We start from the raw sequence: 17,680 nt of genomic DNA on the forward strand, positions 1-17,680 counted from the left end.
AAGAAGGGAAGTAGTCAAATGGCTGAAGAAAAACCAGCTTTTAAAATCAGTATCCTAGCCAGTGGAAGCTCTGGAAATTCACTTTATATCGAAAGTGATAAAAAAAGGCTCTTGGTAGATGCTGGTCTCAGCGGGAAAAAAATTACTTCTTTGTTGGCTCAAATTGATCGGACACCTGACCAATTAGACGGGATTTTAGTCACTCACGAACATCGAGATCATATTCATGGGGTAGGGGTACTTGCAAGGAAATATCATTTAGATGTGTTTGCCAATGAAAAAACATGGGAAGCAATGTCTCCATTAATTGGGAATGTTCCTATTGAACAAAAGCATTTGTTTGAAATGGGGAAGGTGCAAACATTTGGGGATCTAGATATTGAAAGCTTTGGCGTTTCTCACGATGCTGCAGCTCCGCAATTTTATCGTTTCCATAAAGAAAACCGTTCATTTGTGATGTTAACTGATACAGGTTATTGCAGTGATCATATGCGAGGAATCATCAAAAATGCAGATGGCTATTTGATGGAAAGTAACCATGATTTAGAGATGTTGCGGATGGGACCTTATCCTTGGAATTTAAAGCAACGGATCTTAGGTGATCGGGGGCACTTATCCAATGAAGATGGCGCCTTAGTCATGACAGATGTTATTGGTGATCGTACCAAACGTATCTACCTTGGTCACTTGAGTAAAGAAAACAATCTAAAAGAACTAGCTCACTTGACGATGGAGAATGTCCTAAAAGAAAAAGATCTAGGTGTCGGTTATGAATTTGATATTTATGATACCGATCCCTCAGAAGCAACGGAGTTATTTTCGATTTAGCCGTAGTCAACTATATAACCCAAAAAACGCTCAAACAACTTGTTTTGAGTGTTTTTTTTGTTCATTTAAAGCAGAGAGGATTTTTGTCTCATTCAGTTACGTTTTATTAACAACGGGGTGTACTTTCAATAAGCCTATAATAGTTTAAATTTTAGATAAGATATATTGTTCATTGGTTATTGATAGTGATTTTTTATTATATTTAATTAAATATAAATGTTTGTTTAATAGAGGCGTGCTTATGAAAAATAGTTATTTTATTATTTTAGGGTTGTTATTGTTGGCGGGATGTTCAAACTCAGGAGTTGATCGTACCTCTTCCAGCACGGATCAGACTTCCACGCAGATCACCAAGACTTCTACAGAAAATTCACAAAATAGTACCACCAAGGAAAAAGAGAATCAACCTATTAGTAATGTAGAATCGACGGGAAATAATCCTGCAGAAGATTCAAATGTGCAAGAAATAAAGGATTCTTCAACTACTACTGAAACGATTGCTAATGAAAGCGAGAAAACAGATGAATACTATCGTTTAATCAAGCAGGCGTGGCAAGAACAATCTGAATATATCAACTCGTTAACAGATCCTAAGGTGAAACAATCTGTTCAAACACCGTCTGCTGCCGCAAACGCCAAAGCTAGCCAATTGGAATTGGACAATCCAGCAGATACTCAGTTGATCCAAACTAGTTTAAAACAAGTGCTGAATGGTCAATAATAAATAAGGAAAAATAGTTGTGATTAACAGGATCCTTTCCGAAAAAATTAGCCGAAGGAGGTTGAGACAAGTTTTTTCCCAGTCCCTTCGGCATTTTTTGACAAATGCTGAAACAGCTATTCAAAGATCAAGTATAGTTAGACCGTAAATGAAAAATATAATAGAGAAGACTAGGCAAGAGGGACATTGCTCAAAACAGACAGATACAAAGTGAAACTAGCTTCCTATTATTATTGTATTAGTGAAAAGGATGAAAATTTTTATTACGCCTAATAGGTGTATCAATTACTTTTACATAATCAAAAAGTTGAAACCAGCTAAAAATTTTTAGAAAAATGATTAGAACATATCAAATGTTTCGCTGTTTTGCACTCTCCATGCGAGATACCGATAACACTCAAAGTTGGAAACATAATCAGATGTGATCCACATTGACGATAGACATACCATTGAAATGCTTTGCTATTTTTCAAAGTAGATGAATAGGGAAAGAAAAACATAGTGATTAGGCAATATATTTCCAGAATGATTCTTTGATTCGTTGACATTTTTTTCTGGTTTTTGCATCGTAAGTCTTACTGATTCCTAAAAGGAGACAAATTTCTTTACAAGAATAACCGTGATAAAGCAGTTCAATGAAGGTACCTCTAAAAAAGTCCTGTTTTTTAAAATTTTCTATTAGAAGTTTTTCCTCGATCGAACGTTCTGCACTTTTAACTGTGCAATTTTTAGAATGATGTAGCGATTCGATGTTTTCCCATCTTGTCACGTCATAAGTAATCCCATCTTTATTGAAGACCTTGCTTCCGGATTTTTTATATTGTTTCCAAGTCTTCTTTTCAGCAATATAAATCCTTCGCAACGTAACATTTTTAAACGTGGAGCCTGAGATACTCTTGAAATCTTCAATGCCTTCCCAAATTGCTAAACAAAGGTTACTGTAGAAGTCTTCAAAAGGAATAAATACTCCGTTAGATTGTGCTTTAAATACAAAACGATGCGCACAAGATTTTATATAAGGGTCTAAATCTAAAATGATTAAATCTAAGATATCTTTATCATTCGTCAGATAATATTTCTTCAATAAGTCATCAATCATTTGCCAGATATTCATTTCGCAACACACTACCTTTATTTTTTGAAAGATACGTTCCTAAAAATGTTATTTTGTGACATATAAAATAACTTTTTTGTAAAAGTTAAATAAATGATAGTCTGATAGATATATAATAAAAACAGCGGTTTTTTAATAAAAAATTTTATTTTTGTTTTATTCTTTATAAAATCGTGAATGACAGCAGTCAGTCCGATATAAAGGAGATGTCTTTTTTTAAATGATTTTTCTAAGAGATGGTGCATTCGTAAGTAGTAATGATTGATAAAATTAATTAAAGTATGTAATGAATTAGCAAGTTCCTCATTTAATAACAAAAATAAAACAATATTAATTGTTTTAAAATCACTTTTGTATTTATCTTTTTATAAATAAAGTGTTTTTTAATCGCATTTTTGTTAGGCTGTTTTTCTCTCATACTGCGTATTTTTGTAAAACGAAAGCAAAGACACTTTAGTTGGATGAGAAGGGGAACGAGTTGGTTTAGTGCAAAGTTGATAACTCTTGTGGGCGCCCATAAGACGATGTCGATGTGGTTAAATTTTTTCTATGAACTAGGGACTGGGACAAAAGTTGTCTCAGTCTCTTCTAGTATCTCTAAAAACGAATAAACGGTGAGACAAAAGTAGCATCTTCGGAAATAAGCCGAAATTTACCAAAAATTTGAGAAGCAATTTTCGGAAATTCCTTCTTATTTCTTGATGCTGAACACTTTTGTCTCAACCTCCTAGATGAACATGATTTTAATAGGATCTGAAAATAATCCAAATGGCAATGACTGCTGTTTTCTGTCGTATTTAAAATAAGTGTGCTATTAGAGAAGAACATCAAAGTGTTTTGAGAAGGTTAAAAAGGAAATGGTGAGTGTCACGATAAATGGAAACTGCTAGTAGCTAGCGGATAAAACATAATGAATAGCTCTAAATAAATCGATCTTTTTCATAACTACGAAGGAAAAATTTGTTAAGAGAATGAGCTAGGATCGGAAAGAACGCAAAAAAAGACCAGCGACTAAGATTTGCTGGTCAGTAGATAGGATAAGGCGAGTCTTTAGATTGGTGTTAGTTGGCAGCTCATGAAGCAGCGATCCAGCCCTTTTGTACGGCGATCTGCACCACTACCACCAATGTATTCATTCCCACATGTGTGATCATCGAGGTCCAGATTCTTCCCGTTGCTTTGTATTGTAGACTAAAGAAAAAACCTAAGAAAAAGTAGATCAGTAAGTGGCCATCGTTATGGGCAAAAGCAAACAATAAGGAACTAACGATTGCCCCGATCCAAAAGTTTGTATATTTGCCAACGATACCTAAGATGCTGCGACGAAAGACGAATTCTTCCATGACTGGACCAGCAACTGTGGTAGCTATTAAAAAGGCTGGAGCTTCAAGAATCATTTGAATAATATTTTGTGTATTCTCAGAAGGAGCGCTGTTACCAAATAAAAGAGTTTCCAACGTCACTGCAAGTGCCTGTAAGATCAAAGCAATGAAAATCCCAACAAACCCATATAAGATGATTTTTGGTGTCGAAGCACTAGGAATGGCTGCTTCTAGTGGTAGTGGTTCATTTTGCTTGAAATAAAAGAAAGCTAAAACAATTGCTCCTAGGATATAGGCAATCGTCGTTGCTGTAATCACGTCAGTAACAGTATGGACGATTCCGATAGATGAAAGGATCAATGGGGAAAGAAAAATGAGTCCATAGCAAAAGATACTAGCGAAACTATATTTTTTTAATGACATAAAATACCTCCTTAAAGATAGGCAGAAGTAGACTGCAAGAATAGAAATTAATTATAACATAGATCAATTTAGAGGCTATTACTAAGGGACTTCTAACGGTTACGGATAAAATTAGTGTACTTTCATTTAAAAAGCTTGCAAAAAAATCAAAGTATGAGTATTATTAAAAATGTAGGTTAGCACTCGATGTGCAAGAGTGCTAACGAATCCAAAAAAAGAGTTATCGGAGGGATTTATCGTGTTAAAACCATTAGGTGATCGCGTCATTATCGAAGTCGCAAAAGAAGAAGAAACAACTGTTGGAGGAATTGTTTTAGCTTCATCCGCTAAAGAAAAACCACAAACAGGAACAGTTGTTGCAGTCGGTGAAGGCCGTTTATTGGAAAACGGAGAAAAAGTTCCTGCTGCTGTAAAAGCGGGCGACCAAGTGATGTTTGAAAAATATGCCGGTACAGAAGTAAAATTTGAAGGAAAAGAATATTTGATCGTTGCAGGAAAAGATATCATGGCGATCGTTGAATAAATAAAAAAGTACGAAAAAAATTTGATGAGGTGAATAGACATGGCAAAAGAATTGAAATTTGCAGAAGATGCACGCGCAGCAATGCTACGTGGAGTTGATAAATTAGCTGATACAGTAAAAGTAACGTTAGGTCCAAAAGGTCGTAATGTTGTATTAGAAAAATCATACGGTTCACCATTGATTACTAATGATGGCGTAACGATTGCAAAGGAAATCGAATTGGAAGATCACTTTGAAAACATGGGTGCAAAATTAGTTTCTGAAGTGGCTTCAAAAACCAATGATATCGCAGGTGACGGAACAACAACCGCTACTGTGTTAACCCAAGCAATTGTTCGTGAAGGATTAAAAAACGTAACAGCTGGAGCAAATCCTTTAGGTATTCGTCGTGGGATCGAATTGGCAACAAAAGCAGCAGTTGAAGAATTACACAACATTTCAACAGTCGTAGATTCTAAAGAAGCAATTGCTCAAGTTGCAGCTGTTTCTTCTGGTTCAGAAAAAGTGGGACATTTGATTGCTGATGCAATGGAAAAAGTCGGTAATGATGGTGTTATTACTATTGAAGAATCAAAAGGAATCGAAACCGAATTAGATGTTGTAGAAGGTATGCAATTTGATCGTGGTTACTTGTCACAATACATGGTAACTGACAATGACAAAATGGAAGCTGTTTTAGAAAATCCATACATTTTGATCACAGATAAGAAAATTTCTAATATCCAAGACATCTTGCCTTTATTAGAACAAATCTTACAACAATCTCGTCCGCTATTGATCATCGCTGACGATGTGGATGGAGAAGCTTTACCAACATTAGTCTTGAACAAAATCCGTGGGACATTTAACGTTGTTGCAGTGAAAGCACCTGGTTTCGGTGATCGTCGTAAAGCAATGCTTGAAGATATCGCTATCCTAACAGGCGGAACAGTGATTACGGACGACTTAGGATTAGAATTGAAAGATGCAACAATCGAAAACCTAGGAAATGCTTCAAAAGTTGTGGTAGACAAAGATAACACAACAATCGTTGAAGGCACTGGCGATAAAACAGCCATTGAAGCACGTGTTCAATTGATCAAAAACCAAATTGCTGAAACAACATCAGATTTTGACCGTGAAAAATTACAAGAACGCTTAGCAAAACTTGCTGGTGGGGTTGCAGTGGTCAAAGTTGGTGCAGCAACTGAAACAGAATTAAAAGAATTGAAATTACGAATTGAAGATGCATTGAATGCAACTCGTGCAGCCGTTGAAGAAGGTATGGTTTCAGGTGGTGGTACAGCATTAGTGAATGTCATCAACAAAGTTTCAGCAGTTGAAGCTCAAGGGGACGTTGCAACAGGTGTGAAAATCGTTGTTCGTGCCTTAGAAGAACCAATTCGTCAAATCGCAGAAAATGCGGGATATGAAGGTTCAGTCATCGTTGACAAATTGAAAAATGTTGAATTAGGAACAGGTTTCAATGCTGCAACAGGCGAATGGGTAAATATGGTTGAAGCAGGGATTGTTGATCCAACCAAAGTTACTCGTTCAGCATTACAAAATGCTGCATCTGTTTCAGCTCTATTATTAACAACTGAAGCAGTAGTTGCTGACAAACCAGAACCAGCAGCACCTGCAGCGCCAGCAATGGATCCATCAATGATGGGCGGCATGATGTAGTCATTAAGAAAGAACCCTGATATAAAAGGGTTCTTTCTTCTTTTTTTTGTTTTAAGTAAAAGGGCAAAAAATTAAGAGATATTTAGTTAATCAATCATTCGATGCGGATAGTTGCTTATGGTCTAGAACGACCTATATACGTGAAGCTAGAGGATCTTGATGTGCTACTATTTTTGTCTTTTTTTTTCTTTTTCTTCTTTATATTCTTCATATTTTTCAGATTCTCATTCTTAGACAACAAGGAGTGATTATTTTCCTTTGTACTTTTTAATGGCATAGGTTTCTCTACTAGGCAGTATTCGTTAATGTTTACTAGGTTAGACATTCGTTCGTTTATTCGATGTTTTCTTCTCATTATTTTTAATAATCTTCTGCGTTGTAGTATGGTCTTTATTTTATACTTTATTAGTCTCAGTATTCTTTTCAGTATACCTGCTTTTTTCGTCTTTTTATACAATTGAAAAACTCCTCTCAGTTACTGTTTTAAATGCATAGTAGCAGAGTTTGAATGAGGTACTTGAACTTATTTTTCTAGATAATTAAAATAAAGTTCTACTTTTTAAAAATTCAAAGACAAGTTTAAAGATTCGAAGACAAAAGTATGTATCGTATTGCTCGTTTTTTTAGAAGGTGAAGCAAAGATCTTGCTATGAGACGCGTTTCATAAGCTATACTCAATTCATCAAAAAGGAGGAATTACTGATGAATACTTATATCAAAACGACCAATGGCGCTACGAATGACTATTTTTATGCTTTTGTTGAATTTAAAGAAACAATGCTTGAATTGTCTAGTCCTCAAGGGTTAAATAAAACGGTAATGAAAAAAATTCCTTTAGATGAAATTAGTGGATTGGCAAAAGATACGTATCTGGGTGGGCAACGTATTAGCTTTGAATATGATGGAACGTTCTATCAATTTTTTGAATGTGGGCATGCTGTGGTAGACTATTTACAGGAAAATCTTTTTGTATAGGTGGTTTTAGTAAAGCATGACAAACATCAGAGATATTGCAAAACTGACGGGCTATTCTGTCTCTACCGTTTCACGGGTGATCAATAATCATCCTTATGTTGACGAAACAAAACGTGCCAAGATTCTATCCGTCATTAATGAGTTATCGTATGTTCCTAATGCAAGTGCCAGACAGCTCAGTTATGGAAAAACAAAAAATATTGGTGTTATTCTGCCTTATACGGATCATCCTTATTTCGATCAATTGCTTAGTGGGATCATTGAAGTCGCCTTCAACGAAGATTATCAGGTGACCTTGTTACCAACAAATTATCAGGCAGAAAGAGAGAGAATGTATTTAGAAGAATTTGCAGGTAAACGATTTGATGGTTTGATCGTTACTTCTCGTGCCAACAATTTAGATGTATTGCTCTCTTATCAAAAGTATGGGCCAATCATTTTTTGTGAAGAAATAAAAGAAACAGAAGCTGGTTGCGTGTTTATCGATCGTGAACAATCTATTACTGAAGCATTATTGTATTTAAAAAAACAAGGCGTGGAAAAGCTTGGCGTTACTTTAGGAAGAAGTGGTCGTCTTAGTTTTAATACAAAAGTGACGTTGGAACTTTGTAAAAAAATATTTCCCGATTTCAAAGAGGAAAATGTTTTTTGGAACTGTATTGACTATGAACAAGGGGTGAATGCAGCGACGTATTTTAAAGAAAAAAAGGTAGATGGTGTCTTCACTAATTCAGATACAGTTGCTGCCGGTATATTGCAAAGCTCCATCTTAGAAAGTAAAAACCGTCTTGTTGGTCGTGATAATCTGTTGATCAGTGAGCTAATGTCTTTTTCTACGATTGACCATGGCTTAAGAGAGTGTGGAGAAACGGCCTTTCTACTTTTTATCGAAGAAAAAAAAGATCAAATCAAAATTCCTTATCGATTTATTGTGCGATAGTCGAAATGGTTTTAATGCGGAATCAAAAGTAGATCGAAGTAACGCAAAAACCTAAAAAAGAAACCGAATAGCCAAAAATAGTTTCTCCTATTTTTGTGATTGCTTCGGTTTCTTTTTGACGCCAATGGATTATGAAAGAATGTAGTATCTGCATTCTGACAGGATGGATCATAAAGTGAGATCTTCGCTACTTATTTCCTAAAATGAACGTCCACTCAAAGACAACTTATTCAACCGCGTATGTTTGAATGATCGTATTCAATGCTTGGGCAGCTCCGTTTCCACAACGCTCATCATAGTAAGCGGTGAATCGTTCATCAGAGATATACAATAAGCCTAAGCCACGATGAGCTTCGGAACTATAAGAAGGCCAGCTAAAAGTAAGCCATTTTTTGTGTTCTTCAAATAGTTTCAATGCTAGTTTTTGATCAGAGTCTGATTGTAAATAAGCTGTCAAATCAGCTAAGAGTTGTTTTTCTAAAGACTGCATTTCTTCAAATTTTTCTTCAGACATATTTTGCCATTTTTTATTTGCTTTCTCAACGGTGTCGTCTCCATATTTTTCTCGTATTTCTTGTCCATAGTTTGTTTCATTTTCCATTATTTTTTGTTTTTTAAATCCTTCAAATTTCTCATGATCTTTCATCGGTTTTCCTCCTTCGTAACTCTCCAATGTATGTTGAATAGTCATTAATAGTGTGTCGAGCTGTTTTCTTTTTTCTTGTAACATTTCTTGATGTTGGATCAACGCTTGTCGATGATCGAAAGCTGGATTATCTAAAATTTCTGCAATTTGTTCTAACTTAAAATCAAGGGAGCGATAAAACAAAATCTGTTGTAGTCGGTCAACTTCTTGGCTAGTGTAGATCCGATAGCCAGACTCAGTCACCCGTGATGGTTTCAGTAAGTGAATCTGATCGTAAAAACGCAGGGTACGAGGACTAACACCAGAAATTTCTGCCATTTTTTTTATAGTATATTCCATGCTTAACCTCCTTATAGAATGATCTTATTCCTTGACGTAACTAGAAGGTCAAGAAATTTTGAATATTTTTTTGTGTTTATTTTTATGTTATAATAAGTAAAGTAGAAAAACGAATTTTTCTGCTTTAAATATGTCATGTTGAAAGCGATTCCTTTGTTGAGCGCTTGTTATAAATAATAATAGAAAAGAGGAATAAGATGAAATTAATCGAAACGCCAGTTACAAGTAATTTAAATATTAAGACGTTTTATCCTAAAGTAGTAGATTTTTTCTTTAGTAGTAAAGCCATCAAATACTATAAACTTTATTCGCTTGATCGAACACAGATTTTATACATTGATACGTATGAAAAATCCCAATTATTGATGATTAATACGAAGAAAAAAATCACCAAGCAAGAAATTGATTTTGCAATCCGTCGTATTTTGAAAGCAGAACGTGAAGACGTCAAGGTCCATATTGGTGTAAAACAAGACTTAGAACGAGCAGGTGTCCAATTCAAACGACCAAATAAAGATATCGTGATTGTTGAACAGAAAGTAGGTTGTTCACTGGAGGAAAAATAAAACAGTCTTCTGCAAATGAGTAAGTTGTGTACCGGTCTCAAAATTGGAGCTGTTAAGAAAAACTAGATACTTGGTTCAGAGAATAAGAGAAAAATTTTTTTCCAGGTCTCTAGGGATGGATGACTAAGGGCAAAATGCATCCCTTTAGTATTGTAGTAAGTTTTAATACATTTAAATATTTCCATCTGAGTTTGAGGTGATGTCTCTGAATTGAGTCTCTTTGTCCCACGAGGTTGGTAACGAGAAATCTTAGGATAAATTCAACAGAAAGAAGAAAACTTCTTTCTGTTTTTTTGAACTGGAAATCGGACGCTTGTTTGACTTCAAAAAAACTAGGAACTTTTTTATAAGCCTCGTTCCTCTCTTAAGTAATGCTTTTCTTGTTCTAACTTCTTCATGTCATCATGAGCATCAAAAAGTGCGTTCCCTTTTCTAAGAAACGCACTTGCTTTATATTTTTTAACTTCTTGAATCCAACGATACAAGCGGTGAGCCTGTTTTTTTAGCTACAGGCTAACTTCTTTCACAAAAAATTATTCTTCGATCATTAGGTTGACGGCAACAATTTTACTTACTTTATCAACTGAATCTCTTGGCATAATAGAAATCCTCGATTTTCCTTCACTTTTTATCTAGTTTATTACAACAATTCCAACATCAAACTATAACTCTTTCCTAATACTTATTAAAATATAAAAAAAATTTATGATGGTACCTCTTTATCAGTATATAATGCTAAGTGTCGGGAGATATGTTACATAAATCTTATTACTATAGATAAAGGGAGGTAGTTAAATATATAAGAAAGCGCAAAGTGTAATATTTTTATTTAGGAAAAGAAAATTAAGTTTATGTAACTATGTATTATTAGATCTCTATTGAATCCAAGGATGATTTATTTAGATGATAATCAAATTTAAACCCATTCAGACATCTATTATAGAATAAACATAATCATCCGATTACTTGGAGAAAAATCAATACCGACATTTATTAATGGTTAGAGAATATGAACTTTAGGATGTCATGATAAAAAATAAAATATAAAAGGATTGATTTGATGAAATATAGTAAACTATTATTATTTACCTCGTTTTTGTGCATTAGTGCTGGGACAATAAATACCATGACCGTTAACGCAGCTCAACAAGTAACTGTCTCAGATTCAACTGTCCGAAATGCTGTAGAGGCTGTAAACAATTTATTTACCGACAATACATATACCACATTATCTCCAAACACAACAACTGAAACGATCAAAGAAGCTAGAACGCTGATTCTTAAGGCCGCAGGAAAATGAGACATCGTTCATTTAAGTAATTTATGCAAGAAGGCGGAAAGCTTGTTATTAGAAAGTACCAATTCAGTAGATTCAGCTGTCCAAAATGCTGTAGAGGCTGTAAACAATTTATTTACCGACAATACATACACCACATTATCTCCAAACACAACAACTGAAACGATCAAAGAAGCTAGAACGTTGATTCTTAAGGCCGTAGGAAAATGTGACATCGTTCATTTAAGTAATTTATGCAAGAAGGCGGAAAAATTGTTATTAGAAAGTACCAATTCAGTAGATTCAGCTGTCCAAAATGCTGTAGAGGCTGTAAACAATTTATTTACCGACAATACATATACCACATTATCTCCAAACACAACAACTGAAACAATCAAAGAAGCTAGAACGCTGATTCTTAAGGCTGTAGGAAAATGCGACATCGTTCATTTAAGTAATTTATGCAAGAAGGCGGAAAGTTTATTAGCACTATCTGTTCATTTATAAAAAATAGAAAATTTATAACCTTTCACTTCTTTAAATATTCCTATAGGCACGACACCTAAAAGTGGGAAGTAAAAAAATTGACATAGGCTGTTTGTCCTCTGCACTGTACGGAGGGCGAACAGCCTAATGTCTGTAGTCTTTTATGAGAGAAGCGGTGATTAAATTCAGTTTTTTCGGAAAAATCATGGAAGATTGGACAACTTTTAATTTCACTTCAAAATTGTCTGTAACCATAAAAAAGTCGACCCCAAAAAAGGTCACTTTTTAGTCTAAATTTTTTGAGGTTGGTTCATTATTGTTCTGGGTTATAAATTTATTTTCATTTGTCCTTTTTCAGAAAATAATCAAGATTTCTTCTACTCCAGCGTTTTTTTGTTATAATGGATAAGAAATGAAAACTTGCCAAGAGGAGTAATATAAAGATGAATAAAATTTACCCAGATGACAGTTTGACGTTGCATACTGATTTATACCAAATCAACATGATGCAAACGTACTGGGAATTAGGTCGTGCGGATCTCCACGCTGTTTTTGAATGCTATTTCCGTGATATGCCATTTAACCATGGGTATGCCGTGTTTGCAGGATTAGAACGTCTTGTTGAATACTTAGAAAATTTGACGTTTAGTGAGTCAGACATCGAATACTTACGCAAAATGGACATCTACCCAGAAGGTTTTTTAACATATTTAAAAGAATTTAAATTTAAAGCTACTGTCCGCTCGGCGCGTGAAGGTGAATTAGTGTTTGCCAATGAACCATTGATCCAAGTGGAAGGTCCGTTAGCACATTGTCAATTGATTGAAACAGCCCTACTGAATATGGTGAACTTTCAAACGTTGATCGCTACGAAGGCAGCAAGAATCAAATCAGTGATCGGCGATGATCCATTGTTAGAATTTGGTACTAGAAGAGCGCAAGAATTGGATGCTGCTGTTTGGGGGACTCGAGCTGCTTACATCGGTGGAGCAGATGCTACCAGTAATGTCAGAGCTGGGAAAATCTTTGGGATTCCTGCAAGTGGGACGCATGCGCATGCACTTGTTCAATCTTATGGAAATGATTATGAAGCGTTTATGGCTTATGCGAAAACTCATAAAGACTGCGTGTTCTTAGTTGATACTTACGATACCTTGAAATCTGGTGTGCCTAGTGCGATCCGTGTAGCAAAAGAATTAGGCAATAAAATCAATTTCCTTGGGGTTCGTATCGATAGTGGCGACATGGCGTATATTTCGAAGCGTGTTCGTGAACAATTAGATGCTGCTGGTTTCACTGAGGCTAAAATTTATGCTTCAAATGATTTAGATGAAGCAACGATTTTAAATTTAAAAATGCAAAAAGCTAAAATCGACGTTTGGGGTGTAGGAACGAAATTGATTACAGCCTATGACCAACCTGCGCTTGGTGCAGTCTTCAAATTGGTTTCAATTGAAGATAAAGAGGGCAAAATGATCGATACAATCAAGCTTTCCAGCAATGCAGAAAAAGTAACAACTCCTGGCAAGAAACAAGTGTGGCGAATCACTCGCAATTTTGATGGCAAATCAGAAGGAGACTACGTTACGCTTTGGGATGAAGATCCTAGAGAGGAAGCAGAGATTTTTATGTTTCATCCTGTGCATACCTTTATCAATAAAACGGTGCGTGACTTTACAGCTCGACCTATCTTACAAGATATTTTCGTGAAGGGCGAACGGGTCTATGAATTACCAACTTTAGATGAAATCAAAGCATATACACGTGATAACCTTGATTCACTGTGGGAAGAGTACAAACGTGACCTTAATCCACAAAAATACCCAGTTGATTTATCAACAGATTGTTGGAATCATAAAATGGCTACGATGGAACGGATGAAGAAAAACGTAGCTACTTTATACAATGAATATTAAGGAGGAAAAAGAATGAGCTTACAAGAAGAGATTATCCAAGAATTAGGTGTCAAACCAACCATTGATCCACAAGGTGAGATTCGAACTAGTATTGATTTCATGAAAGCTTATTTGAAGAAATATCCTTTCTTAAAAACTTTTGTTTTAGGAATCAGTGGGGGACAAGATTCTACGTTAGCGGGACGTTTGGCTCAATTAGCAATGGAAGAAATGCGTGAAGAAACACAAGACGATCGTTATCAATTTATCGCTGTACGCTTACCTTATGGCGAACAAGTAGACGAAGAGGATGCGAAAGCTGCAGTTGAATTTATCCAGCCTGACGTTCGCCTACGAGTGAATATCAAACCTGCTGTCGATGCGCAAGTTGCTGAATTAGTCGCTGCAGGGATCGAAGTCAGTGACTTCAATAAAGGAAATATCAAAGCTCGTCAACGGATGATTACACAGTATGCAATTGCAGGTGGGCATGCAGGAGCAGTCCTGGGAACGGATCATGCAGCTGAAAACATTACTGGTTTCTTTACAAAGTATGGCGACGGTGGCGCCGATTTATTACCATTATTCCGCTTGGACAAACGTCAAGGAAAACAATTATTACAAGAACTAGGGGCACCTGAGAAACTTTATACCAAAATCCCAACAGCTGATTTGGAAGATGGCAAGCCGTTGATCGCCGATGAGGTTGCTTTAGGTGTTACTTACACTGAGATTGATGATTATTTAGAAGGTAAAGAAGTTCCAACAGATGCCAAACAAAAAATTGAAGCTTGGTGGAACAAAACGCAGCATAAACGACACTTACCTATCTCAGTGTTAGATGATTTTTGGAAATAAGCCTAAAAACTTTGTTGAAGATCACACCAATGAATGAAGTAGCATTGCTTGTTTTTAATGAACTCGTCATTTAGTAAAAAATAAGGTTGTCATAGTAAAGTTCAGATGGAAAAATAACCTGCTATATCCGAAAACAGCTTCTCGCACTTTCTGGATATAGCGGGTTATTTCTATTATCAAGAGAATATGAACCGCATGTTCTTTTTCAAGATTTAAGACAAAAGATTAAAAATAGCTATTCATTGGGTTTCAGTTCTATTCTGTAGTAGTACGTCAATGAAGTACTATTAATTAAGATTATAAACGCATGGAGGATTTTTTAACGCCTTTTTTATAAGTCGCTACTTGCATACTATTGTTATGCTTTTACAATACGATATTGAGCAGTCGACAATTTGTGAGCAATCAAATCGGACAACGAATAAAAAAAGATAAGGGTTTGCAGACAGTTCTTTACTTGTTATCTGGAAATCATTAAAATAAGGAAAGCGGTATCGAATAATAAATGAATTAAAGGAGTATCCATTTGAAAAGACATATAAAAGATATTCTCAATCAATTGTCTGTCAAACAGAAAAATTGGTTAAAATATACATTAGTGGCGATAAGTATCGTTTTTGTCGTTGGACTAAGCAATTTGTATTTACAATGGTGTCAAAACGATCTTTCTTTTGATCTAGCTGTAAAATTTGCTTTCTCGTGGCATACGGAAAAATTTTTATTAGCTTGTTTAGTGTTATTAATGATCTTCCTTTTTTTAGTGGCAGTATTAGGTTCTTTTCTCTTTGGAACATTCTTTTATCTTGTTGGCATTGGAATATTAGGTTACGCAAACTATTTAAAAATGACCTATCGACAAGAACCGATTTATCCCGACGACCTAAAGATGATCAAAGAGTTTGGTTTATTAAAAGATATGACAGGCACAACCTCGTTTTATCTATTAGCAGGAATGATCCTATTGGTGGTAGCAGGTGGTTGCTGGGCTATCTATCGGAGTTTTAAGAAAGACAAGAAATTTCAAGCCATCCGAGTGATCACATTATTTACTACGATCTTTGCGCTTATTTATATTAGTCATTTCAATAACCCAAATAATTTATTACGTAAAGCATATAACAAAACGGCTTTGTGGATTCCTTATAGTCAAAAGATGAATTATTATAATACTGGTTTTATTGGTGGTTTCTTATACAATTTAAAAATCGATCCAATGGAAAAGCCAAAAGGGTACTCTGAAGAAAAAATCAAGGAAATTACATCACACTATCAAAAGCTGGCAGATGAAAAAAATAAAACTGCCTCAGAAGAACAACCGAATATCATTTATGTGATGAGCGAAAGTTTTTCAGATCCTAGTCGTTTGAATGGGGTGGAAATTACCGGTGATCCTTTGGCAGATTATTATGCGGTGGCTGATCAGACTTATAGTGGTCAGATGCTTTCTCAAAATTATGGTGGGGGAACAGCCAATATCGAATTTGAAGCATTAACTGGTTTTTCAATGGGACTATTCAATGCCCAATTAACAACACCCTACACAATGTTAGTACCCAAAATGAATCAATTACCTTCGATCGTTTCAACATTGAAAGATCAAAATTATCATACGACTGCGATCCATCCTTATAACACCTCGATGTACAAAAGAAAAGATGTTTATGAGGTTTTAGGTTTTGATGAATTTATTAGTGAAAATACGATGACGTATACAGACACCATTGAAGATAATCCCTACATTTCTGATGCTTCTGCTTATCAAGAAGTGATGGATCTTTTAAAAGAGGACGATACACCCCAATTTATCCATCTTGTGACGATGCAAACCCATATGCCTTATGATGGAAAATATCAGCAGCTCGAATATACAGCCAAAACCGAGGATAATAGTGGGATAAGTAGTTTAGAAAATTATCTTCAAGATATTTCGTATAGTAGCCAATCCTTAAAAGCGTTCACGGAAGAACTGAAGAAGTTATCAAGAAGAACGCTAGTTGTTTTCTGGGGAGATCATTTACCAGGGATCTATTCTGACACCATTCAAAATAGTAATGAGAAACACACCTTACACGAAACACAGTTTTTGATGTTTGATAGTCAAGGAGAATTAGAAAAAACCGAAGCTCCTGTTACAAGTCCCTTTTATTTTGCTGCTGACTTGATGAATCAGACTAATCAACAGACAACTGGTTTTTATCAATTATTGTTGGCACTTCAAAATGAATTACCAGCGTTTGAGCGAGAACTATACTACCAAGAGGGGCAATGGCAGCGAGAAGCACAATTAAACAAAAAACAAGCAGAACTTTATCAAGCTTATGAGATGATTCAATATGATATTGTTTCTGGAGAAAAATACAGTTTACAAACAAATTTTTTTGAAAAATAACATATGACTTTATTACTCTGGGTAGAAAGCCTATTCAATTGTGCTAAAAAAAGGTAAAATAAAAGAGAAATAAAATCGAAAGTAGGAGAAAGAATGTTACCAAATATTGGTTATTATGTACAATCAGTCGATCGAATGGTCAAAGAGACGGAAGAGATCGGTGAACAGATGCATCCAAAATATCAAGTGATCAGAGAAGCGATTGATCAGAAAAAAACAGAAGACTTGTCTCCAGAAGAGTTAGCTGAAATCGTTCATTTGTTTGAAGAAGGAACAAAAAAATATCGTGTGATATTGAAAAAAATCAGTCAGTTGCGACCACCAGCAAAAGTAATGGGTATTCATAAAAGTTTTGAAAAAGCCTATACTTCCTACGTGGCTGGTTGTGAAGAAATGACTCAAAGTATCCAACCAGAGTCTGGAGTTGACCATGATTTATTTGATGCTTCTGAAGAAAAACAGGATCAAGCGACAGAAAATATTTCTTCAGCCATCCAAAAAATGACAAATTTATTGTTGAAAAAATAAAACAGTATAAAGTTTCGTTGAAAAATAGAGTGTTTTAATTTAATTATCATATGTTTTTTATGATAAAAATTAGTCAATCACTTATTATATGAAAGTAACCTATACCAACAACAATTTTGAATTACTCGATCGAATAATTCACTTTTACCGTCAAGCCTAACCAACTTGACGGTTTTTGCTATTTAC

General features: G+C 35.2%; 16 protein-coding genes. 13 read left to right on the top strand and 3 right to left on the bottom strand.

Translation table 11 applies throughout. The annotated features are described in order from the left end of the window. Positions 1-18 precede the first annotated feature (18 nt). Both IGK91_RS02095 and IGK91_RS02100 read left to right on the top strand, forming a co-directional pair. Entirely contained in the window at positions 19-828 is an 810-nt protein-coding gene (locus IGK91_RS02095) for an MBL fold metallo-hydrolase (protein ID WP_010720049.1), read from the top strand. A 241-nt stretch (positions 829-1,069) separates the two neighbouring features. Continuing rightward, positions 1,070-1,549: a hypothetical protein gene (locus IGK91_RS02100; RefSeq protein ID WP_010738439.1), complete on the top strand. Its 480-nt coding sequence runs from the start codon at positions 1,070-1,072 to the stop codon at positions 1,547-1,549. Positions 1,550-2,054: 505 nt separating this feature from the next. Here the strand turns inward: IGK91_RS02100 and bacL2 are convergent. Together bacL2 and IGK91_RS02110 are read right to left on the bottom strand one after the other, a co-directional pair. Beyond that, entirely contained in the window at positions 2,055-2,663 is a 609-nt protein-coding gene (bacL2, locus tag IGK91_RS02105; protein WP_034866194.1) for a BacL2 family protein, read from the bottom strand. A 1,073-nt stretch (positions 2,664-3,736) separates the two neighbouring features. Then, complete coding sequence (locus IGK91_RS02110) at positions 3,737-4,408, bottom strand: CPBP family intramembrane glutamic endopeptidase (protein ID WP_010738437.1); 672 nt, start codon at positions 4,406-4,408, stop codon at positions 3,737-3,739. Between the two features lie 238 nt (positions 4,409-4,646). Between IGK91_RS02110 and groES the strand changes: the two genes are divergently transcribed. The 4 genes from groES to IGK91_RS02130 all read left to right on the top strand — a co-directional run bounded on the left by groES (position 4,647) and on the right by IGK91_RS02130 (position 8,511). Then, complete coding sequence (groES, locus tag IGK91_RS02115) at positions 4,647-4,931, top strand: co-chaperone GroES (protein WP_010738436.1); 285 nt, start codon at positions 4,647-4,649, stop codon at positions 4,929-4,931. A gap of 39 nt (positions 4,932-4,970) precedes the next feature. Continuing rightward, complete coding sequence (gene groL, locus IGK91_RS02120) at positions 4,971-6,596, top strand: chaperonin GroEL (RefSeq protein ID WP_081122944.1); 1,626 nt, start codon at positions 4,971-4,973, stop codon at positions 6,594-6,596. Positions 6,597-7,298: 702 nt separating this feature from the next. Beyond that, entirely contained in the window at positions 7,299-7,571 is a 273-nt protein-coding gene (locus IGK91_RS02125) for a hypothetical protein (protein WP_010738434.1), read from the top strand. Positions 7,572-7,587: 16 nt separating this feature from the next. Continuing rightward, positions 7,588-8,511, top strand: coding sequence for a LacI family DNA-binding transcriptional regulator (locus IGK91_RS02130; protein ID WP_010738433.1), 924 nt, complete (start codon positions 7,588-7,590; stop codon positions 8,509-8,511). 226 nt (positions 8,512-8,737) lie between these two features. Here IGK91_RS02130 and IGK91_RS02135 read toward each other — a convergent pair whose 3' ends face one another. Next, positions 8,738-9,496: a MerR family transcriptional regulator gene (locus tag IGK91_RS02135; protein ID WP_034699548.1), complete on the bottom strand. Its 759-nt coding sequence runs from the start codon at positions 9,494-9,496 to the stop codon at positions 8,738-8,740. 197 nt (positions 9,497-9,693) lie between these two features. Between IGK91_RS02135 and IGK91_RS02140 the strand changes: the two genes are divergently transcribed. From IGK91_RS02140 to IGK91_RS02170, 7 genes are all read left to right on the top strand, one after another. Further along, entirely contained in the window at positions 9,694-10,062 is a 369-nt protein-coding gene (locus tag IGK91_RS02140; RefSeq protein ID WP_010738431.1) for a DUF1827 family protein, read from the top strand. Positions 10,063-11,122: 1,060 nt separating this feature from the next. Then, positions 11,123-11,362 (top strand): hypothetical protein, encoded by a 240-nt coding sequence (locus tag IGK91_RS02145; RefSeq protein ID WP_430605320.1) that lies wholly within the window; start codon positions 11,123-11,125, stop codon positions 11,360-11,362. 42 nt (positions 11,363-11,404) lie between these two features. After that, a complete protein-coding gene (locus IGK91_RS02150; protein ID WP_240144535.1) occupies positions 11,405-11,845 on the top strand; it encodes a toxin Cry1Ac domain D-VI-related protein in 441 nt (146 codons plus the stop codon). Positions 11,846-12,267: 422 nt separating this feature from the next. Beyond that, positions 12,268-13,740 carry a nicotinate phosphoribosyltransferase gene (locus tag IGK91_RS02155; RefSeq protein ID WP_010738428.1) on the top strand — a complete coding sequence of 491 codons (1,473 nt, stop codon included), beginning with the start codon at positions 12,268-12,270 and terminating at the stop codon, positions 13,738-13,740. Positions 13,741-13,752: 12 nt separating this feature from the next. Continuing rightward, positions 13,753-14,577 carry an ammonia-dependent NAD(+) synthetase gene (gene nadE, locus IGK91_RS02160; RefSeq protein ID WP_010720037.1) on the top strand — a complete coding sequence of 275 codons (825 nt, stop codon included), beginning with the start codon at positions 13,753-13,755 and terminating at the stop codon, positions 14,575-14,577. A gap of 538 nt (positions 14,578-15,115) precedes the next feature. Then, complete coding sequence (locus IGK91_RS02165) at positions 15,116-16,966, top strand: LTA synthase family protein (protein WP_179133079.1); 1,851 nt, start codon at positions 15,116-15,118, stop codon at positions 16,964-16,966. Between the two features lie 93 nt (positions 16,967-17,059). Beyond that, the gene (locus IGK91_RS02170) at positions 17,060-17,494 is read left to right on the top strand and encodes a hypothetical protein (RefSeq protein WP_010738426.1); all 435 of its coding nucleotides are present in this window, start codon (positions 17,060-17,062) and stop codon (positions 17,492-17,494) included. Positions 17,495-17,680: the final 186 nt, after the last annotated feature.

Source organism: Enterococcus sp. DIV1208 (genome assembly GCF_050530455.1).
In the GTDB taxonomy this organism is placed as follows: domain Bacteria; phylum Bacillota; class Bacilli; order Lactobacillales; family Enterococcaceae; genus Enterococcus_B; species Enterococcus_B hirae.